At 67.2% G+C, this 20,132-nt stretch carries 16 protein-coding genes; 8 read left to right on the forward strand and 8 right to left on the reverse strand.

The features are described 5' to 3' along the window. Positions 1-27 precede the first annotated feature (27 nt). Positions 28-1,617, forward strand: a complete 1,590-nt coding sequence (locus VFW04_11770; protein HEX5180000.1) for a DUF4384 domain-containing protein — start codon at positions 28-30, stop codon at positions 1,615-1,617. A 66-nt stretch (positions 1,618-1,683) separates the two neighbouring features. On the opposite strand, the gene VFW04_11775 is transcribed toward VFW04_11770, so the two are convergent. From VFW04_11775 to VFW04_11805, 7 genes are all read right to left on the reverse strand, one after another. Further along, positions 1,684-2,481, reverse strand: coding sequence for a glycerophosphodiester phosphodiesterase family protein (locus VFW04_11775; GenBank protein HEX5180001.1), 798 nt, complete (start codon positions 2,479-2,481; stop codon positions 1,684-1,686). Beyond that, positions 2,478-3,845 carry an ATP-binding protein gene (locus tag VFW04_11780; GenBank protein ID HEX5180002.1) on the reverse strand — a complete coding sequence of 456 codons (1,368 nt, stop codon included), beginning with the start codon at positions 3,843-3,845 and terminating at the stop codon, positions 2,478-2,480. The genes VFW04_11775 and VFW04_11780 overlap by 4 nt, the downstream gene beginning before the upstream one ends. Further along, on the reverse strand, positions 3,835-5,214 hold the full coding sequence (locus VFW04_11785) for a sigma-54 dependent transcriptional regulator (protein ID HEX5180003.1): 1,380 nt from the start codon (positions 5,212-5,214) through the stop codon (positions 3,835-3,837). The genes VFW04_11780 and VFW04_11785 overlap by 11 nt, the downstream gene beginning before the upstream one ends. Positions 5,215-5,239: 25 nt before the next feature. Continuing rightward, positions 5,240-5,992 (reverse strand): ABC transporter ATP-binding protein, encoded by a 753-nt coding sequence (locus tag VFW04_11790; GenBank protein HEX5180004.1) that lies wholly within the window; start codon positions 5,990-5,992, stop codon positions 5,240-5,242. Between the two features lie 45 nt (positions 5,993-6,037). Next, on the reverse strand, positions 6,038-8,512 hold the full coding sequence (locus tag VFW04_11795) for an ABC transporter permease (protein HEX5180005.1): 2,475 nt from the start codon (positions 8,510-8,512) through the stop codon (positions 6,038-6,040). Positions 8,513-8,748: 236 nt separating this feature from the next. Then, complete coding sequence (locus VFW04_11800; protein HEX5180006.1) at positions 8,749-9,549, reverse strand: ABC transporter ATP-binding protein; 801 nt, start codon at positions 9,547-9,549, stop codon at positions 8,749-8,751. 64 nt (positions 9,550-9,613) lie between these two features. After that, positions 9,614-10,858 (reverse strand): HlyD family efflux transporter periplasmic adaptor subunit, encoded by a 1,245-nt coding sequence (locus tag VFW04_11805; protein ID HEX5180007.1) that lies wholly within the window; start codon positions 10,856-10,858, stop codon positions 9,614-9,616. 327 nt (positions 10,859-11,185) lie between these two features. On the opposite strand from VFW04_11805, the gene VFW04_11810 reads away from it, so the two are divergent. Then, positions 11,186-12,208, forward strand: coding sequence for a CapA family protein (locus tag VFW04_11810; protein ID HEX5180008.1), 1,023 nt, complete (start codon positions 11,186-11,188; stop codon positions 12,206-12,208). Positions 12,209-12,214: 6 nt separating this feature from the next. Here VFW04_11810 and VFW04_11815 read toward each other — a convergent pair whose 3' ends face one another. Beyond that, positions 12,215-12,874, reverse strand: coding sequence for a C40 family peptidase (locus VFW04_11815; GenBank protein HEX5180009.1), 660 nt, complete (start codon positions 12,872-12,874; stop codon positions 12,215-12,217). A 157-nt stretch (positions 12,875-13,031) separates the two neighbouring features. On the opposite strand from VFW04_11815, the gene VFW04_11820 reads away from it, so the two are divergent. The 6 genes from VFW04_11820 to crcB all read left to right on the forward strand — a co-directional run bounded on the left by VFW04_11820 (position 13,032) and on the right by crcB (position 20,100). Then, positions 13,032-15,218 (forward strand): S46 family peptidase, encoded by a 2,187-nt coding sequence (locus tag VFW04_11820; GenBank protein ID HEX5180010.1) that lies wholly within the window; start codon positions 13,032-13,034, stop codon positions 15,216-15,218. Positions 15,219-15,323: 105 nt separating this feature from the next. Further along, positions 15,324-17,093, forward strand: a complete 1,770-nt coding sequence (locus VFW04_11825) for an ABC transporter permease subunit (GenBank protein HEX5180011.1) — start codon at positions 15,324-15,326, stop codon at positions 17,091-17,093. 21 nt (positions 17,094-17,114) lie between these two features. Further along, positions 17,115-18,479, forward strand: a complete 1,365-nt coding sequence (locus VFW04_11830; protein ID HEX5180012.1) for a nitrate/sulfonate/bicarbonate ABC transporter ATP-binding protein — start codon at positions 17,115-17,117, stop codon at positions 18,477-18,479. After that, positions 18,472-18,936: a DUF190 domain-containing protein gene (locus VFW04_11835; protein HEX5180013.1), complete on the forward strand. Its 465-nt coding sequence runs from the start codon at positions 18,472-18,474 to the stop codon at positions 18,934-18,936. The genes VFW04_11830 and VFW04_11835 overlap by 8 nt, the downstream gene beginning before the upstream one ends. Beyond that, positions 18,929-19,717 carry a dipeptidase PepE gene (gene pepE / locus VFW04_11840; protein HEX5180014.1) on the forward strand — a complete coding sequence of 263 codons (789 nt, stop codon included), beginning with the start codon at positions 18,929-18,931 and terminating at the stop codon, positions 19,715-19,717. The genes VFW04_11835 and pepE overlap by 8 nt, the downstream gene beginning before the upstream one ends. Continuing rightward, positions 19,714-20,100: a fluoride efflux transporter CrcB gene (crcB, locus tag VFW04_11845; protein ID HEX5180015.1), complete on the forward strand. Its 387-nt coding sequence runs from the start codon at positions 19,714-19,716 to the stop codon at positions 20,098-20,100. Before pepE ends, crcB begins: the two co-directional genes overlap by 4 nt. Positions 20,101-20,132 lie beyond the last annotated feature (32 nt).

The following is a 20,132-nucleotide window of genomic DNA, read 5'->3' on the forward strand; positions in this document are numbered from 1 at the left end:
CGGCGAACTCGAGTTTAGGGAGGGGACATGCTCTCCGGTTTACTGGTTCCTTTGATGCTTGCTGGCGCCGCGACGGGCGGACCTCCGGCGCCGGCCCGCGCCAACGCTGCCGACCCAACTCCGTCGGTGCGCGTGACGCTCGATCGCAGCGTGTACCAACGAGGCGATCAGGCACATGTGCAAGTCGACGTGCGCGACGATGGTTACTTGGTGGTCTTCCAGGTTTCGCCGAGCGGACAGGTTCAGGTGCTGTTCCCGATCGATCCGACCGACGACGACATGGTGCACGGCGGCAAGAGCTACGAGATCGTGGGCCGCGATGGCGGGAGCGCGTTCACCGTGTCGTCGAACGATTCGGGCAACGGGATGGTCTACGCCGCGTGGTCGGCGCAGGCGTTCCAGTTCGACGACTTCCAGCGCGACGGCCATTGGGACTACACGGTGATCGGCGACAGCGCGATGGCCACCGATCCGGAGACGGGCCTAACGAACCTCGTCGGCCGCATGGCGACGGCGCACTTCGACTATGACCTGGCGTCGTACAGCACACAGCAGGTCGTGGCGTACGCGCGGCCTAACTACTACATGTACCAGGATTATGGGTACGATCCGTTCTATGATCCGTGGTACGATCCGTATTTCTACGGCTACGGGCCGTTCTACGGCGGCTTTATCACGATCGGCTTCGGGGATCCGTTCTTCTTCCGGCCGTTCTTCACGCCGTTCCCGCGCTCGGTGTTCTTCCCGCGGCCGTTCTTCAGCCGTCCGTTCTTCGCGTGCTTCGATTGCGGCGGTTTCGGTCGTCCGTTCACCCCGTTCCGGTTCAAGGGCGGTTTCCCGGGCGGCAGGACGGTGGTGGGCGTTCAGTACCGTCCGCGCACAGGGTTCGGCGCGACCGGCTTCGCGCGGTCGCCTGGCGCGCGTTTCGCCGGCATGTCCTTTGGCGGCGTGCATGCGCTGAACCGCGGCGCCTTGCGTCCCGGGGATGGAGTGGGTGGCCGGCGTGTGCCGACGTCGCTGCGCATGCCTAACGGCGGCACGCGCATGGACGGACCGACGGTGTTCGGGCCGGGTCGTCGTCCGACCTTCACCGGTTCGCGATCGATTCCGAGCCGGCCGCGGTTCGAGCCGACGATGCGCCCGACGGAGCCGTTCCGTGGGACCGCGCAGCCGCGTGGCCGGGTCGCGGAGCCGTTCCATGGTACGTCGCAGCCGCGCGGGCGGGTCGTTGAGCCTCCGACGCGGGTGAACGCGCCGCGCGGCCGTCCGTTCGAAGCAACGCCGGAGCGTTCGGGTTTCCAGCGTGGTACGCGGGTGGAGCCGGCGGAGCGCGTTCCGGCGCCGCGGATGGAATCGCCACGCGCGGAGCCGCCGCGGATGCAAGCGCCCCGTATGCAGTCGCCGCGCTTCGAGGGTGCGCGCTCGATGCCGCGGATGGAAGCGCCACGAGCGGCCGAGCCGCGTATGTCGGCGCCGCGTGAATCGGCGCCCCGCATGTCGGCGCCGCGGATGTCTGCGCCGAGAATGTCTGCGCCGCGGATGTCGGCACCTCGCGGTGGCGGCGGCGGCGGTTGGCACGGTGGTGGCGGCGGTGGTGGTGGACACCACCACCGGTAACCCCGGGGCCTGACGGAAGAGGGCGACGGCAACAGCCGTCGCCCTTTTTCGTCAGGCCTCGGGGGGTCAGTCGGCGCCGCCCGCGTCGCGGGCGGCGAGCATGGCGCCCGGCCGGTTTGTGATCACCCCCGCCACGCCCAGCTCCCACAACGACGTCGCAATCTCGGGATTGTCGATCACCCACACGTGCGTCGGACAGCCGATGCGGCGCGCGGCCGCGGCCAGCATCCGCATTGGGATCGGGATGCCGTTGAATCGCGTCGGAATCGTGAGCGCGCGATACCGTGACGGACGCGCGGCCCGTCCCACGAAGGCGCGACTCAGGAGCGACAGCGTCTCGGCCCGCGAGGCGCTGCGAATCCACGGCGGCGCATCGAACGGCGCCAGCGCGCGCTCGTCGAACGACGCCACGACGCAGCGGGATATCGCGCCCGACTCGGTGATCACGCGCTTCACCGCGTGGGCTGCCGCGACCGCCTTGATCTCGACGATGACCGGCGTCTCCGCGAACATGCCTAACACTTCGGCCAGGAGCGGCACGCGCACGCCGAGTCCGTGAAACGGAAACGTCGCGCCGCGATCGGTGGTGAACCGAGCGCCGGCATCGGCGTCGCGAAACGCCGCGTACGGCATCAGTCTCACCACGCCGCGGCGGTCGGTGGTTCGGTCGAGCGTCGGGTCGTGGATGACGACCGGCTGATCGTCGGCGGTGACGTGCACGTCGAGCTCGAGCGCTTCGGCGCCGAACGCGGCCGCGCGCTCGAACCCGACCAACGTGTTCTCGGGGGCGAACGCCGACGCGCCGCGATGCGCGATCACCGGGTGCGCCCCGGCGTCGAGGAGCACGGCAGCCGTCGCGGTCACAACGGAAGCCTGAGACGCGCCTCGCATCCGTGCGCGTCGCGGCGGTTCTCGAGTGTCAGCGCGCCGCCGTGCGCTTCGGCGATCTGCCGGCTCAGCGCCAGCCCGATGCCCGATCCGTTAGGCTTGGTGGTGAAAAACGGCACGAACAGGTTGGCCGTGTCCGACACGCCGAGCCCGTCGTCGCGCACCCAGACCTCCAGCGTCGCGCCGTTGCGCGTCCAGCCGACCGTCACCCCGCCGTGCGTCTCGAGCGATGCGTCAGCCGCATTGCGCACGAGATTGATGAGCAGCTGGTCCAACTGATCGCCGTCGGCCGAAATCGTGATCGGGGGACCGGTGGCGATCTGCACGTGGAGGCGCGTCTCCAGATGCGCGACGCGCCGCACCCATTGTTCCACGTCCACCGGCCGTGGTTGCGGATTCGGCAGTCGCGCGAGCAAGGCGTACGCGGCCATGAACCGGCTGAGCGATTCGCTCCGGCCCGCGATCACGGCCAGGCCGTCGCCCAGATCGTCGCGCCAGTCGCCGGGCAGCGTTGGGCGCGACAACAGGTCGCGCAAACTCGCGGCGATCGACTTGATCGGCGCCAGCGAGTTGTTGATCTCGTGTCCCAGCACGCGAATGAGGCGCTGCCACGCTTGCCGCTCTTCTTCTCGCAGCGCGCGGCTCAGGTCCGACAGCACGACCAGCTGGTGCGGAAGCCCGTCCTGACGAAAACTGCCGCGCCGGAGCTGCCACTTGCCGCGACCGCCGGGGAAGTCGAGGTCCACCGTGCGCTCGGCCTCGCCGCGCAGGCATTCGGCCAGGCCTAACGCAGCCGACGTGCGCCCCAGCAATCGCTCGGCCGGCTGGTCGAGCAGGCGCACACCGCCGCCGTTCACCAGGCGCAGCGCGCGATGCTCGTCGAACGCGAAGATGGCGACGTCGATCTCCGCCATCACCGTGCGCAAGAGCGCCGTCGCCTCGAGTGCACCGAGGCGCTGCGAGCGCAGCGTCTCGCCGAGGGTGTTGACCTCGAGAAGCGCGAGACCAAGGGCGTCGTCCTCGCGCGCACCGCGCGCGCGAATCGAGAAGTCGCCCTCACGCAAGGCGGCGAGCATGTTTGAAATCGTCTGCAACGGACGCACCACTCGCTCCCGCAGCGCGAGCGCTACGCCGAGCCAGGCGCCGACGACGATGATGGTGAGCGTCCAGCGCAGCCGGTCCGAGTAGTCGCCGGTCCAGAGCAGCGCCAGGGCGACGACCCCGCCAGGTGTTCCGGCGAGCAGCGCAAGGAGGAGAATCCGTCGCTCGAATGCCGACGGCTGCGCCGGACCCGAATGCGTCGTTAGGCTGGTGGCGTGTGGCGGGCGCTCAGAGGCCATGCGTTGAGAGCCGGCGATAGAGCGCGCTCCGGCTCAGTCCCAGCGCTTTGGCCGCCTGGCTCACGTTTCCGTCGTAGCGGGTGAGCGCCTTCTGGATGAGCACGCGCTCCGCTTCCTCGAGCGTCAACTCCTCGTACCGCGACGCCGCACCCTGCGCGCCCGGACGCAGCGCGAGGTCGGCGGCGCGAACGGTGTCACCCTGGGCCAGGAGCACGGCGCGCTCGATCGCATGGTCGAGCTCGCGGATGTTGCCGGGCCACGAATGATCCAGCAGCGCCTGCATCGCCGCCGCGTCGAAGCCGCCGAGCGTTTTCTGATAGCGCGAGGCGTGTCGCTTGAGGAAGTGGATGGCGAGGGCAGGGATGTCCTCGCGCCGCTCGCGGACCGGCGGCAGGTGGATTTCGATCGTGTTCAGGCGGAACAACAAGTCCTCGCGAAAGCGGCCGGCGCCGGTTTCGGCGTGGAGGTCGACGTTGGTCGCCGACACGATGCGCGCGTTGACGGCGTGCGGGCGCGACGAGCCGACGCGCTCCACCTCGCCGGTTTGCAGCACGCGGAGCAGCTTCGCCTGCAAGGCCAGCGAAATGTTGGCGATCTCATCGAGAAACAGCGTGCCCCGATCGGCGAGCTCGAAGCGGCCCACGCGGTCGGTTTTCGCGTCGGTGAAGGCGCCTTTCACGTGGCCGAAGAGCTCGCTCTCGAACACGCCCTCGGACAGGCCGCCCATGTTGACGGCCACGAACGTGTGTCCCGATCGCGGCGACACCGCGTGCAGCCACCGCGCGACCATCTCTTTGCCGGTGCCGTGCTCGCCGGTGACGAGCACGTTGGCATCGGACGGCCCGATGCGCTCCATGAGCTGCAGCACCGGACGCATGCGCGGCGACGCCGCGATGAGGTTGGGCACGCCGTCCTTGCGGAGCAGCGCGTTCTCGCCCTCGAGGCGCATGGTGCGGCGAATGGCTTTGCCTAACTCGAGCTGCGAGCGCAGCGTCGCCATGAGACGCGCGTTGTCCCACGGTTTTTCGATGTAGTCCCACGCGCCCTGGCGCATCGCCTCGACGGCGCCGTCGACGCTGCCCCAGGCCGTCATGACGATGATGGGCAGCGTGCGGTCGAGCTCGCGGAGGCGCGGCAGGAGGTCGAGGCCCTCGCGGCCCGACGTGGTGTCGCGGGTGTAATTGAGGTCCATGATCACGGCGTCGAAATCGCGTTCTTCGACGGCCGCGGCGACGCTGCCGACCGAGCGCGCGGTCTCGATTTGGAATCCCTCGCCCTTGAGCATCAGCCGCAACGCCTCGAGCACGTCCGGCTGGTCGTCGGCGATGAGAATGCGGAGCGGAATCTCGGGTGCGGTGAGTGAACTCACGGGTGCCTAACGCAAGGGCGTGCGGTCAAACGATCCAGCCGTCCTTGAGATTGATGATGCGGTTGCCGTAGGCCGCGTTTGTCTCCGAGTGCGTCACCTGGATGATCGTGGTGCCCTGTTGGTTGAGCCGCGTGAACAGCTCCATGATCTCGGCGCCCTGGCTCGAGTGCAGGTTGCCGGTGGGCTCGTCCGCCAGAATAAGGCGAGGACTCGCGATCACGGCTCGCGCCACGGCGACGAGCTGCTGTTGCCCGCCCGAGAGCTGGCGCGGATACAAGTCCTTCTTGCCGACGATCTGGAAGCGGTCGAGCGTGTCGGCGACCATCGCTTCGCGCTCGCTCTTCTTGATGTTCCGGTACGACAACGGAATGTCGAGGTTCTCGGCGACGGTGAGGTCGTCGATGAGGTGGTACTGTTGGAACACGAAGCCGATGTACTGCTTGTTGAGCGCGACGCGCTCCTTGATCGTGTAGGTGTGCACCGGGTGGCCCAAGAACCAGAATTCGCCGGTCCACGCGCTGTCGAGCATACCGACGACGCTCAGGATCGTGGACTTGCCCGCGCCCGACGGCCCCATGATGGACACGAACTCGCCGGGTTTGACGTCGATGCTCACGCGCCTGAGCACGAACACCTGTCCGTTCCCGACGGGATAGGACTTGTCGATGTTGCGTGTGGAGATGAGCATCAGATCCGCGGCGGGCGCGTCCGGCTGCATCTCGGATGCAGCCGGGATTTCGTGTCGAGCGCCGCCGAACAGTGATTTGAGAGAGGCCATGGGGGTCTCGAGAGTCCGCAAAGGTGATGCTTTAATGGTAACCTGTCATTCGGCTCGCAACGCCACCATGGGGTCGACGTGAGAGGCGCGATACGCCGGGAGCCAGGCCGCAACGATCGCCGTGCCAACGAGGACGAGGACGACGGCCACGATGCTGGATGGATCGGCGGCGCCCACCTGATAGAGCAGATGCGTGATGAGACGGGCGGACGCGAGCGCGCCGACGAGCCCGATGGCGAGCCCGCCTAACGTGAGGACGAGTGCGCGGCGGAGCACCATGGCGAGCACGCTGCGCCGCTGGGCGCCCAGGGCCATGCGGAGGCCGAGCTCGCGCGTGCGCTGGCCCACCAGATAGGACATGAGGCCGTAGAGCCCGATCGCGGCAAGGACGAGAGCGAGCAATCCGAACACGCTGAACATGGACGCGCCGAGGAGCCGGGGTTGCAGCTGCGGGCGCTGGATCTCGGTGAACGACTTGACCTCGATGTACGGCAGGCCCGGCGCGAGCGCCGACAGTGCGCGTCGCACGTTGGTGACGGCTGCCGCCGGATCGCCTGTCGTGCGGACGAGAATGTTCATCGATCCGTTGCGCGCCGTGACGGGCGTCCAGAACGACTGGCGCTGCGTCTCGACGATGCTGGAGTACTTGGCGTTGGCGGCGACGCCGACGACGCTGTAGCACACCCACTTGCCGGCCTCATCCTGCATGTCGACGCAGTGGCCTAACGCGGTCTTGCCGGGCCACATCCGCTTGGCGAACGCCTGATTCACGATCACGACGTGGGCGTTCGACTCCATGTCGGCGACGGTGAAATCGCGACCGGCGATGAGCGGCGTTCCGATCGTCGCGAAGTAGTGCGGGCCTCCGTTCCAACTCAGGGCGGCGTCGGGTCCGGTCATCGCATTCATGAGATCGGTCGCGTCGGACATCGAATGCGTCGGTGTGGCGGCATCAGGCACCCGAAAATCATTGACCATGAGCACGCCGGTCACGGGCACCGTGGTGGTCATCGATGCGCTTCGGATGCCGGGTAACGTCTCGAGTCGTTGGCGCGCGAGCTCATCGAACCGCGCGCTGGCGCTGTCCTTGTACCCGACCACGGAGAGGTCGACCGACACGGCGAGCAGATGCTGCGCGTCCATGCCGAGGTCGACGGATTCGATGTTTCGGAGGCTGTGCACGAACATGCCGGCGCCGGTGAGGAGGACCACGGCCAGCGCGATCTGCACGATCATGAGGCTGGTACGGAGGCGGGAGCGCCGGTCGATGCCTTCGCGCGCGCCTTCCTTGAGCGCGCCGGCCACGTCGGCGCGGGTGGCCGCCCACGCAGGCACGAGGCCGAACACCAGGCCGCAGCCGATGGCCGCGGCGGAGGTGAACACCAGCACGCGTCCCTGGGCGAAGAAGCTGAGCGGTGGGAGTCCGACGGCGGGCACGAGGTCCGAGCCCCAGAAGGCGAGCACCAGCCCGGCGCCTGCGCCTAACAGGGCGAGGGCGATGCTCTCGACGAGCAGTTGGCGGGTCAAGCGCGCGCCGGTGGCGCCGAGGGACAGCCGCACCGCGATTTCCTTGCGCCTAACGGTAGCGCGGGCCAGGAGGAGGTTCGCGGTGTTGGCGCAGGCGATGGCGAGCACGAGCCCGGCCGCGAGCGCCAGCCAGCGCGCAATGCGTGCGCTGTCGGAGGTGCTCGGGCCGCGGGCCGCGAGAATCGGTCCGAGGGTCAGGCGAAGATACGACGGCGCGGATTGCTTGCCGGCGCCGGAGAGGCCGGCGTGTCGGTAGATCGATTCCATCTCCGAACGGGCCGCTTCGCGGGTCACGCCTGGCTTGAGCCGCGCGACGATCGACAGCCAGAACGCATTGTTCGACGTCAGGTACATGCTCGGATAGCCGACCAGCGACGAGTGCGAGACCGTGATCCATACGTCCGCGTTGTCGGCATCCACGCCATGGAAGTCGGTGGGCGCGACGCCGATGATCGTGTACTGGTGCCCGTCGAGCACGATCTGTTTGCCGATCACCTGTGGATCGCCGCCGTACGCCCGCTGCCAGTACGCATGGCTGATGACGGCGGTCGGGGGGCTGCCGGGACCGGCGTCATCTTCGGCCGCGAAGAGGCGGCCGAGCGCAGGCTGGACGCGGAGGACCGAGAAGAAGTTCCCGGACACGAGGTAGCCGTCCACGTGCCGCGCCGCGCTGCCGAGGCCGGCGCTCAGGCCTAACGAGGAAAACGCGGCGACGCCGGACAGCGATTTCGCGCCGTCGCGCCATGCCTGATAGGTGAGATACGAGACGGCCGGGGAGTTGATGAGCATCGTGTACTTGGCGCGCTCGTCGATGTACGGCCGGACGATGCCGGAGGGTTCGCCGACGCCGGCCGGCGGCCGAAAAAACAGCGAGTCGACGATGCCGAAGACGGTGCTGGTGGCGCCGATGCCTAACGCCAGGCAGAGGATGGCGGCGGCGGTGAAGCCCGGCGTCCGGCGGAGGGAGCGAAGCGCGAACACGAGATCGGACATGGCGGCTCCGGGGCAGCGGCGGCTCGCGCCGCCTGGGGGAAGCGGGGACAGGTCCCCTGAGGAAAGCCGGCGGCCTAACGGCCACCGGAGGGCGGAGGCGTGCGGGTTCCCCCGTCGGGCCGCGATCCCCGGACCGCTCCCGACATCCCGCCGGCCGTTGTTAGGCGGCCGTCTCTCCCGGGGGCGGTGACGCCCCCGCGTCCCTCAGGCGGCGCGAGCCGCCGCTTTCCGTTGTCTCAGAATCCGCTTTCGCGCAGCTGCGCTTCGTCCGCCTGTTCCTTCGGGCCTTTCTCGTCTTCCACCACACGGCCGTCGAACAGATGGATCGAGCGGTCGGCATGCGCCGCGTACCGCGGATCGTGCGTCACCATGATGATCGTCGCGCCCTGACGGTGCAGGTCGCGCAGGAGCTCCATGACCGCCTCGCCGTTCGTCGAGTCCAGGTTTCCCGTGGGCTCGTCGGCAAGGAGGATCAACGGATCGCCGGCGACGGCGCGCGCGACTGCCACGCGCTGCTGCTGACCGCCGGAGAGCTGCGAGGGATAATGCTTCACGCGGTGGGACATGCCCACTTTCTCGAGCGCTTCGAGCACGCGCTTGCGACGCTCGGTGGAATCCATGCCGCGATACGTGAGCGGCAGCTCCACGTTCTCGTAGACCGTGAGGTCGCCGATCAGGTTGAACGCTTGGAAGATGAACCCGATCTGGCGGTTCCGAACGCGCGCGCGCTGGCTCGCCGTTAGGCCCGCGACCGGCTGCCCGTCGAGCAGGTACTCACCCTGCGTCGGCGTGTCGAGCAGCCCGAGGATCGACAGCAGCGTCGTCTTGCCGCAGCCCGACGGCCCGGCGATGGCGAGATACTCACCTGCCGGCACCTCGAGATGCACGCTCGCCAACGCGTGCGTCTCGACCTCCTCCGTGTAGAAAATCTTGGCGATGGAGTCGAGCCGGATCAGCGCCTTGCCATCCGCAGTGGCTGATGTGTAGGAACCACCCGGGGAGGAGGCGGGAACGGGAGTTGGCGAGACGGAGTCCATGGGGAGGCCGGGGTCGAGGTTGGATGCGTACGCTGAGTGCTCGGCTGAAACTGGTCGTACTCGATCAATGCAAACTGACGCGGTCGTGCGAATCCCACTGCGACATGTCGGAGATGATCACCTTGTCGCCAACATTGAGACCTTGCACCACTTCGATGGTCGTAACCGATGCCCGGCCCAACTTCACGTTCACGCGCGTCGCTTCCTTGCCATCGGGCGTCAACTTGAAGAGACCGACCGTGCTCTCCGGCTGTCCGTAAGCGGGCCGCCCGACGTAGAGCACGTTCTTGAGCCGCTCCACTTCGATTGTCCCGTCGACGCTCAGGTCCGGACGAGCACCTGGCGGCAGTGGCCCGTCGAGCGCCACGTCTACACCAACGGTTCCGGACTGCGCCGAAGGATCAATACGCGTTACGTGTCCTTGAACGATTCCGTTTCGCAGGTCGACGGCGCACGGCTGACCGTCCTGCACGTCGGCCGCCTGGTTTTCCGGAATGCGAAGCTCGGCTTTGAGCTTGCCGGGCTGCGCAACCTTCGCGAGCAGCGTTCCCGGCTGCAGCCACTGACCCGGTTGCAGATCCATGTCCTGCAGCACGCCATCAGAGCCCGCCCGAACCTCCATCGATTCCACTCGCTTTTTCTGGAATGCCGAAATCGCCTTGAGCCGGTCGATCTGCTGCTGCTGCAGCTTCAACTGGTCATCGATTGTCTTGGACATCACATCGAGCCGTTGGGTTTCCACCTGGTAGGCAGTTTCCGAAGCGGCCGCTTTGTCCTTGGCGTTCGCGGCATCCTGCGTGGAGATGAGGCCCTTGGCGAGCAAGGCACCCGACACTTCGGCGGCGCGCTTGTCGGTTTGATATTGATTGCGCGCGTTCGCCACCACGCCTTCTTCGTTGAGACGCTGTGTTTCCAGCGTCGTCTTGAGGCTGGCCATGGCGGCCTCGGCAGCGCTTAGCTGCTGGTCGGCATTGAGTTGCTCGAGCGTCACGTCCGGATTGGACATGGTAAGGATCAGGGTGTTGGCCGTGACCTTGGCGGGCGGACGCACGTAGATCTGATCGATGCGGCCTCCGGTAAGAGCAGAGATCCACACGATCTGATCGGGTACCAACGTGCCGGGTCCACGAACTTGGCGCACCATCTCACCGCGGCGTACCGTGTCGATCATCAGAGTCGCCCGGTCTACGGGGGGTGCGGCCGGACTGAGGCGACTGAGCGCTGCAGTAATGATCACGACGGCAAGGACGCCAGCGCCGATGAGAATGTTGCGCTTCTTCTTGCTAGGTGGTTCGCGCGGAATGTCCACAGATCAATGACTGAGATGGGTCGTAGGCGCCGCTGATGTGCGGCTTCTCGCTCACTCCCCTACGGGAAGGAGCGTGCCCGAGTGACAGATTGGACAATCGCTTGTAGGGCAATGGTTTGTCCAGCTGCCGCGAGATTCTTTTCGCGGCGGGGTGCCCGCCAATGGGAATGCATGTCCCAATTCCGGACATGCATTCGAGCGGTCGTTCTGACGCATCTCTGCGGTCGCCTTTCGCTGGCTGTGACCGTGGTCTTTGTCGCGTCCCCGGCGGCTCCAGTGTTCTCGCAAGCGACGCGTTCTGGAGAATCGCGAGCCGACACGACCGGGGTGCGTGTGTGTACGGGCGGCGACGTATCCCTCGGCACCAATCTCGACACCACGTGGGTGGATCGCGCCGCTAAATGGATGCGACGTCGGCCGGAGGCGTTGCCCGCGCCGTCGCAGTTATTGGCGCCGCTGCTGCCCATGCTCGACAGCGCCGACATGGTAATGGTGAACCTCGAAGGGGCCATCGGCGACAGCGCGATCGATCCGGATACGAGCGCGCGAACGAAGTGCGCCGGCTCGACTTCGGGATGCTACGCCCTCCGAATGCCTGCATCCGCCGCGTCAGCTCTTCGTCATTTGCGCGACGGCGGGGAGGTCGTCGCCAACGTCGCCAACAATCATTCGCGCGACGCCGGAGTGACGGGGCTCGCGCGCACGCTCGAAGCGCTCGACCGCGCCGGCGTTCACGTGACGGGCGCGGACACTCTCGCGACACCGGTCGTCTCGTCGCGGGGTGACACCGTAGCATTCCTTGGTTTCGGGAGTTCGGGCGAGCCCGACGTGCGCGACCTGCGCGCGGTGCGACGACACGTGTCGCGCGCGGCCGCGCGCTATCCGCGCCTGGTGGTCACGATGCACGTCGGCGCCGAAGGGGCGAGCGCCCAGCGGACGCGAGACACGATGGAGACGTTCCTCGACGAGCGTCGCGGGAACCCGGTGGCGTTCGCGCACGCGGCGGTGGATGCCGGAGCGACCCTCGTCGTTGGGCACGGACCGCACGTGGTGCGCGCGCTCGAGTGGCGACACGGCGCCCTCATTGCCTATTCGTTAGGCAATCTCGTGACGTACGGACCGTTCGCGTTGCGGAGTCCGCTCGATCGCGGCGCCGTGCTCTGCGCAACGATGGACGGTCGCGGGGCGGTGAGCGCGGTGCGATTCATCTCGACGCGACAACGCGCTCCGGGACTCGTGCGCGCCGACCCGCGAGCGCGCGCCGCGGTGCTCGCCGACTCGCTGTCGAAACTGGATTTTCCGAGGACGGGCGCGCACGTGGTCGTCGAAGCGAGCGTGCGTCAGCCCTGAGCTGCGTCAGTGAAGCGGCAACTCGCTCGCCGTGAGCGAGTCGGCGTCGGCGAGCGCGAGTCGACGCACACCCTGCCATGGCTTGATGCCGCGCGCCGGCGGCCGAAGCAGCAAGGTTTCGATCACGCGGCCGGCCTTGGTGCTCGCGTGGATGAAACGTCCGTTGCCCACGTAAATCCCGATGTGCGAGATGCGCGACCCGCGTCCGAACGTCAGCAGGTCGCCGGGTAGCAGCTGCGCGGTGTCTTTGGCAACGTGTGCGCCTGCGTGTGCCTGCATGCGAGCCGTGCGCGGAACGTCGATGTGAAGCACGCTCGCGATGTATTTGACCAATCCGCTGCAGTCGAAGCCGCGCCGAGGCGACGCGCCGCCGAAGACGTATCGCTTGCCCAACTGTTCGCGCGCCAGCTCGACGATCGAGTCGCCGAGCGCCGAGTAGTGGAACGTGCTGAAGGATTGGGTCTCTTCAACGGGCGGCGTCGTTCGCACCCCGTCCTGCGCCTGGACGGTCGCGGCGCTCACGAGCAGCGCACCGGCGACCATTGCGACGACAGCACGAAGAAAGCGTAGGCGACGCGGCATCTCGACCGATGGGAGGTGTAAGAGATCGTGCGTGTGCTCGAAGAGACGAATGCAGTTCTGTCCGAGCAACCGCGGCGAAGGCATGGTAAGCTGCACCAGCGCGTGGGTCAATCGGAGTGCGAGGTCCATGCCAAGCCGGAGCCGCGATGCACCGGCACGCGAGAAAGGCCTTTCGCTCTGTCGCTCGACGATCAAATTTGGCTTGCACGACTTTGGCCCATTTCGACTCGACGAGGCTTACGTGACTATCGATCGCCTGCTCTGTCCGCTCCGTCGCGCCTTTGTGGCACTCGCCGTTCTTTCCGTTGGGCTTCCGTCGACATCATTTTCGCAGGTAACGCCGCGCAAGCCGCCGTTGCGCGTACCGAAGGAACCGGCGCGGCTGCCGGTTCCGCTCGGCCCGGCGAAGTACGTGAAAGAGGCGGGCACGATGTGGACGTTCGATGCTCCGCCGCTCGAGTACTGGAAGCAGACGTACGGATTCACGCCGGACTCGGCGTGGCTAACGCACGTGCGGTTGGCGTCGGTGCGGCTGCCGGGATGTTCGGCCTCGTTCGTTTCGGCGCGCGGGTTGGTTCTGACCAACCACCATTGTGCGCGTGCGTGCGTCGCCTCGGCATCGCCGGCGGACACGAACTACAACACGACCGGCTTCGTGGCCGCGACGATCGCGGACGAACGAAAGTGCTCGACGCTGTACGTGGACCAGCTGCGGTCGATCGAGGATGTGACGAAGCGCATTCGCGGCGCCGTGACCGCGAAAAGCGCGGACGCGCAGGTGCAGCAGCGGGACTCGGCAATCGCTCAAGTGCAGGACGAATGCGCGGCGTCGACGCATCTGCGCTGCGAGGTCGTGACACTTTATCAGGGCGGGATGTACTCGCTGTACCGCTATCAACGCTACACCGATGTCAGGCTCGTGATGGTGCCCGAAGAAGAGGCGGCGTTTTTCGGCGGCGATCCGGACAACTTCACGTATCCTCGCTACGACCTCGACATGGCGCTCCTGCGCGTCTACCAGAACGACTCGCCGATGGTCGTGACGGATTATCTCAAATGGAGCAAGTCCGGCGCGCGCGAGGGCGACCTCGTTTTCGTGACGGGCAATCCCGGCTCGACGGGCCGGCTGCTGACGTTGGCGCAGATGCAGTACCTGCGCGACGTGCAGTATCCGTTCACGCTCGCCGCCTACGATCGCGTCATCGCGATGCTCGGCACGTTGAGCGCACAGAGCGCCGAGAACCAGCGCAAGTACGAGAACCTGATCTTCAACATCGAGAACTCGAAGAAGGCGGTCACCGGATACCGCGCGGGCTTGCTCGACTCGACGATCATGGCGCGGAAGGCGGCGTTCGAGCGGGATCTTCGTGCGCGCGTCGATGCAGATCCGGCGCTCCGCCCGAAGTACGGCAGCGCCTGGACGGAGATGGCGAACGCCGAGCGGCAGCTCACGGCAATGGCCGCGCAGACGAATTACTACAGCTTCAGCTTCAACCCGCCATTCGGCTCGCAGCTGCTGAACTGGGCCGGAGCTCTGGTGCGCATACCGGCGGAGAGCGCGCTGGCGGACGCGAAGCGCCTGCCGCAATACCGCGGCAACGGTCTGGCGCGGATCCGGCAGGCGGTGCTCGTCGACCAGCCGGTCGATTCGACGTCGGAGCGGATGCAACTCGTTTCGTTTCTCAAGTCGGTGCAGCAGGCGCTCCCGCCTAACGATCCCTACCGGACGATCGTGTTGGGGCTGCGCGCGCCGGAGGATGTGGCGGCGTCGCTGTTGTCGGGCACCAAGCTGGCGTCGCCGGCGGCGCGGCAGGCGCTGCTCGACGGCGGCAACGCAGCGGTGGACACGTCCACCGATCCGATGATCGTGCTGGCCCGCAAGATCGCTCCGTTAGTCGATCAGGTTCAAGCGACGGAAGCGCGTCTCAACGACGTCATCTCGGCCAACGCCGATCGTGTCGGCCAGGCGCTGTTCGCGGTGTACAACACCAAGCTGCCGCCCGATGCGACGTTCACGCTGCGCATCACCGATGGTGTCGTGAAAGGTTATCCGTACAACGGGAGCATCGCGCCGTACAAGACCACGTTCTACGGCATGTTCGGTCATGCAACGGCGTTCGACGACAAGCCGCCGTTTCATCTGCCGGACCGCTGGATGCAGCAGCGGGCGAAAATGGATCTGAGCACGCCGCTCGACTTCGTGTCGACCAACGACATCATCGGCGGCAATTCGGGGAGTCCGGTGGTGAACCGCGACGGCGAGCTCGTCGGCCTGATCTTCGACGGCAACATCGAGTCGCTGCCTAACCGATTCATCTTCACCGACGACGCCGCGCGTTCGGTGAGCGTGTCGTCGCGCGCCATCATCGAGGCGCTGCGGAACGTCTACGAGTCGGCGCGGCTGGCGGACGAGCTGGAAGGGAAGTAGTCCCATGCGGTGACACGTCGGGCCCTGCGCGACCGTTCGCGCGGGAACACTTCCGTCTCTGGCCTGCGCCGTTTTTCTTCCTCGTCTCTCGAACCTCGACTCAGGATGGCGCAGCCGATCGCTCCCGTCGTTACAGAGGGCCGCTCGCCCGCCGCGCCGGTCGTCACGACTCCGGCGCCGCGGTGGGTGGAGTTCGTCCTCCTGTGCGCCGTGGCGGCGGTGACGTTCGGCGTCACCCGCGCGGCCGCCGAGTGGCGCGCGCCGTTGTCGCCCGGCTTTCGCATCTCGCTCTCTCCGGCCAAGCTGCCGTATTACGCTGCGCTCTCCACCCTGCGCATGGTGCTGGCGTACATCGTGTCGCTCGTGTTCTCGCTCGCATACGCGCGCTTTGCCGCGTCGAGCAAGGCGGCCGAGCGCGTGATGCTGCCGCTCCTCGACATTCTGCAGAGCATACCCATTCTGTCGTTCATGCCGGGCGTGGTGCTCGGGCTCGTCGCGCTCTTCCCAGGACGAACGCTGGGACTCGAGCTCGCGGCGGTGATTCTCATTTTCACGAGCCAGGCCTGGAACCTCGCCTTCAGCTTTCACCAGTCGCTCATCACGATTCCGAGCGAGCTCACCGAGGCAGCGCGCATCTATCGGCTGGGATTCTGGCGCAAGTTCACGCGCCTCGAAGTCCCGTTCGGCGTGATCTCGCTCATCGCCAACAGCATGATGAGCTGGGCCGGGGGCTGGTTTTTTCTCATGGCGAGCGAGCAGTTCGCCGTCGGCGACGGAAGTCTGCGCCTCTCCGGCCTCGGCTCGTACCTGGCGGCGGCAGCGGACGCGGGCGATACGCGTGCGCTCGTGTTCGGGTTGCTCACGCTGGTGATCGTGATCGTGCTGCTCGATCAGATTCTGTGGCGTCCGCTGCTGGCGTGGTCGGACCGGTTCAAGTTCGAGAGCGCCGGGAGCGATGCACCGACGTCTCGGGTACTGGATGCGCTGCGAGGATCACGGCTGATCGACGCGCTGCGGTCGCGCGTTCTGCGGCCCGCGGCTCGGCGCATCGACCACGCGTTGAGCGCGTCGCGTAACGGGGACACGCCCGAGACCACGCCGGAGACGATGACGCCCGGCCGGCGGCGCAAGCGGCGCGGCATCGGGATCGTCGCGCTGGCGCTGGCCGCGGCCGCGGTCCTGTGGGGCGCGGGACTGGCGGCACACGCGCTCAGCGGCCTAACGCGAAGCGATTGGGGACGGGTGGGCGAGAGCGCGGGGGCCACGCTCGCGCGGACGACGATCGCCCTCGTGCTCGCCGCGGCGTGGACCATTCCTGCCGGCGTCGCGATCGGGACGAATCCGCGTTGGGCGAGACGTCTGCAGCCGATCGTGCAGATCACAGCATCGATTCCAGCGACGGCGGTGTTCCCGGTGCTTTTGCTGGCGCTGCTCGCCGTCCCCGGAGGGCTCAACGTGGCGGCCGTGGCCCTGATGCTCCTTGGCACACAATGGTACGTGCTGTTCAACGTGATCGCGGGGGCGATGGCGATACCCTCGGATCTCAAGGAAGCCGCGACGATGTACCACGTGGTCGGTTGGCGGCGCTGGAAGACGCTCATCCTTCCTGCCATCTTCCCGTATCTCGTGACGGGCATGATCACCGCCACGGGAGGCGCCTGGAACGCGAGCATCGTGGCCGAGTACGTCACGTTCGCGGGGCACACGACGAGCACGACAGGACTTGGCGCGCTCATCGCCGGTGCGGCCGAGCGCGGCGATTTCCCGGTACTGCTGGCCGGCACGCTGGTGATGGCGGGGATCGTGATCGTGATCAACCGGCTGCTGTGGCGGCGACTGTATGGATATGCCGAGACCCGTTTCCGCCTCGGCTGATTCGCCTAACGAGGACCACCGATGGCCACCACGTCGCGCGCACTTGCAGCCAAGCCGCCGGGCACCGTGCTCCTGGCAGCCGAAGGCGTGCGCAAGTTCTTCAGCGACGACACGGCGCCGGTGCTCGAGCGGATCGACCTCGAGCTGCGCGAGAACGAATTCGTGGCGCTGCTCGGACCGTCCGGCTCGGGAAAGTCGACGTTGCTGCGCATTCTCGCCGGGCTGCTGGAGCCGTCGGAGGGCCGCGTGCTCGCGCGCGGAGCGCCGTTGCACGGGCCTAACCGGCAGGTCGCCATCGTCTTTCAGCAATTCGCGCTGTTCCCGTGGCTCACCGTGTTTCAGAACGTGGAGCTCGGTCTGCTGGCCACCGACGTGCCCGAAACCGAGCGCCGCGACCGAACGCTGCGCGCGATCGACCTCATCGGCCTCGACGGGTTCGAGGAGGCGTTTCCCAAGGAGCTGTCGGGTGGCATGAAGCAGCGTGTCGGGTTCGCGCGTGCGCTCGTCGTGCAGCCGGAAATCCTGTTCATGGACGAACCGTTCTCGGCGCTCGATGTGCTCACTGCGGAAACGCTGCGCGGCGAGCTGCGCGATTTGTGGAACGACAGCGCGATGCCGACGAAATCCGTGTTGATGGTGACGCACAACATCGACGAGGCGGTGTCGATGGCGGATCGCATTCTGGTGTTCGGCGCGAATCCGGGCCGCGTGCGCGTCGAGCTCAAGGGCCTCCGCCCGGCCGAGCGCCGCGAGAAGAGTCCGGCGCGCACGCGTCTTGTGGATGCGATCTACCAGGTGATCACGAATCCGGACGAGGATGCGGAGCAGCTGGTGGAGCAGTACATGCGCGCGCCGACGCGTCAGCGGCGGAGGGCGGAGCCGGCGCGGGCGCGGCGGTATCAGGCGCTGCCCGATGTGAGCATCGACGATCTGACCGGTTTCGTACAGTACCTGTCCGGGATCGGCAACTCGGGAACGCTGAGCGATCTGGCGCGCGATCTCCAGATGCGCGGCGAGGTGCTCATCCGCATCGCCGAAGCCACCGACTTGCTCGGCTTCGCCGACATCCAGGAGCGGAGCGTGTATCTCACCCCGTTAGGCCAGCGGTTTGCGCCGCTCGAGCTGGACGCGCAGAAGACGTTGTTCCGCCACGCGGTGCTGGACCACCTGTCGCTCATGCGCGAGATCGTGCACAAGCTGGAGGCGAGTCCCACGCGCGTGCTGCTGGCCGAAGAGGTGCTGGCCGATCTGGAGACGTCGTTCACCCGGGCCGAGGCGCGGCGTCAGTTCGAGACGGTCATCGATTGGGGCCGGTACGCGGAGCTATTCAGTTACGACGACGTCGAAGGCGAGCTGCGGCTGGACGAGGAGCACTACAATGCCTGACACGGGCAGCGGAGAGCGGCACGAGCCGACGATGCACGGCTTCAAGGGCGAGCGCGTGCTCATGCGCATCCACATCGGCGAGCGCGACAAGCACAACGGGAAGCCGCTGTATCGCGAGATCGTCGAGCTGCTCCGGCGGCGGCATTGTGCCGGCGCCACGGTACTGCGCGCGATCATGGGATTCGGCGCCAGCTCGCGCGTGCGCAGCGATCGGATCGAGGTCCTGTCGCTCGATCTGCCGATCGTGATCGAGGTGGTGGACACAGAGAGCACGATCCAGGGGCTGCTGCCGGAGCTGGACGGCATGATCGGCGGCGGCCTGATCACGCTCGAGCGCGCGAAGGTGATCATGTATCGGCCGCACCTGCCGGAGGAGGAGCGTCCGGCGAGCTGGCCGATCGACATCACGGGCAGTTGGCGCACGGTGGACGACACCCGGGACGCGACAGGTGCCTAACGAGTTACGCGGCCGGCCGGCCGCCCGCCGGCTGTTGCTGTTGAGTAATTCGCGCGACGCGGATGGCCGCGTGCTGGTGTACGCGCGGGCGGCGCTGGCGGACGCGCTATCCGGAGTGACGCGCGCTGTATTCGTGCCGTTCGCGGCGGTGTCATTCTCGCTCGATGTCTACGCCGAGCGCGTGCACGAGATCTTCGTTCCGTTCGGCGTGGAGGTGGAGTCGGTGCACCAGGTTCCCGATCCGGCGGCTGCGGTGCGTCGCGCGGGCGCGATCATCGTCGGCGGCGGCAACACGTTTCAGCTGCTCCGGCGGCTTGCGTCATCGGGACTGCTGCCTGCGATCCGCGAGCGCGTGCAGGCGGGTGTGCCGTACATTGGCTGGAGCGCCGGCTCCGTGGTGGCGTGTCCGACGATCTCGACGACCAACGACATGCCGATCGCCGAGCCGCCCGGCCTGGGCGCGTTAGGCCTGGTGCCGTTCCAGATCAACGCGCACTACACGGACTTTCATCCTCCGGGCCATCAAGGCGAGACGCGCGCGGAGCGGATCGCCGAATTTCTGGTGCTGCATCCGCGCACGGCGGTGGTCGGGCTTCGCGAAGGCAGCGCGCTGCGCGTCACGGACTGCGTCGTCGAGCTGACCGGCCGGACTGAGGGCGGTGCCGGAGCGCGCGTGTTCTTGAGCGGGCGCGCACCGGTCGATTATCCGCCGGGCGCGGACCTGTCGTTCCTGCTCGAGTCGCCGGATACCGCGATCGAGGGCGTGCCGGCGTGGCAATGATCCTCGCCGTTGCGTTAGGCAGCGCGATCGGCGGCGTCGCGCGGCTGCTGCTGGGCGCTGCGATGCAGCAGCGGCTCGGCCCCGGATTCCCCGTGGGAACGCTCGTCATCAACATCACCGGCTCGCTGCTCCTCGGCTTTCTGATGCGGCTGGCCTTGGCGACGTCGGCCATCTCACCCGAGATGCGCGGCTTTCTCACCACGGGTCTGTGCGGGGGCTACACGACGTTCTCGACGTTCACCTACGAGACGATGGCGCTGCTGAACGACGGTGAGCTCGGTCGCGCCGGCACCTACGTCGCGGCGAGCGTGGCGCTCGCCCTGCTCGGCGTCTACCTTGGCGCAGCGGCGGCGGGCGGCCTCATCGCGCTCCGCCAGCGATGACCGGCCGACCTTAGCGAGGAGCGAACGGATAA

The sequence above is a fragment of the Gemmatimonadaceae bacterium genome (assembly GCA_036273715.1).
GTDB lineage: Bacteria > Gemmatimonadota > Gemmatimonadetes > Gemmatimonadales > Gemmatimonadaceae > JADGGM01.

Excerpts from the sequence above, each read along its gene's own strand:
- crcB (HEX5180015.1), top strand. The coding sequence starts at position 19,714 with ATGATCCTCGCCGTTGCGTTAGGCAGCGCGATCGGCGGCGTCGCGCGG.
- VFW04_11790 (HEX5180004.1), bottom strand. The coding sequence starts at position 5,992 with ATGGCCTCTCTCAAATCACTGTTCGGCGGCGCTCGACACGAAATCCCG.
- VFW04_11830 (HEX5180012.1), top strand. The coding sequence starts at position 17,115 with ATGGCCACCACGTCGCGCGCACTTGCAGCCAAGCCGCCGGGCACCGTG.
- VFW04_11825 (HEX5180011.1), top strand. The coding sequence starts at position 15,324 with ATGGCGCAGCCGATCGCTCCCGTCGTTACAGAGGGCCGCTCGCCCGCC.
- VFW04_11780 (HEX5180002.1), bottom strand. The coding sequence starts at position 3,845 with ATGGCCTCTGAGCGCCCGCCACACGCCACCAGCCTAACGACGCATTCG.
- VFW04_11770 (HEX5180000.1), top strand. The coding sequence starts at position 28 with ATGCTCTCCGGTTTACTGGTTCCTTTGATGCTTGCTGGCGCCGCGACG.
- VFW04_11795 (HEX5180005.1), bottom strand. The coding sequence starts at position 8,512 with ATGTCCGATCTCGTGTTCGCGCTTCGCTCCCTCCGCCGGACGCCGGGC.
- VFW04_11815 (HEX5180009.1), bottom strand. The coding sequence starts at position 12,874 with ATGCCTTCGCCGCGGTTGCTCGGACAGAACTGCATTCGTCTCTTCGAG.
- VFW04_11800 (HEX5180006.1), bottom strand. The coding sequence starts at position 9,549 with ATGGACTCCGTCTCGCCAACTCCCGTTCCCGCCTCCTCCCCGGGTGGT.
- VFW04_11835 (HEX5180013.1), top strand. The coding sequence starts at position 18,472 with ATGCCTGACACGGGCAGCGGAGAGCGGCACGAGCCGACGATGCACGGC.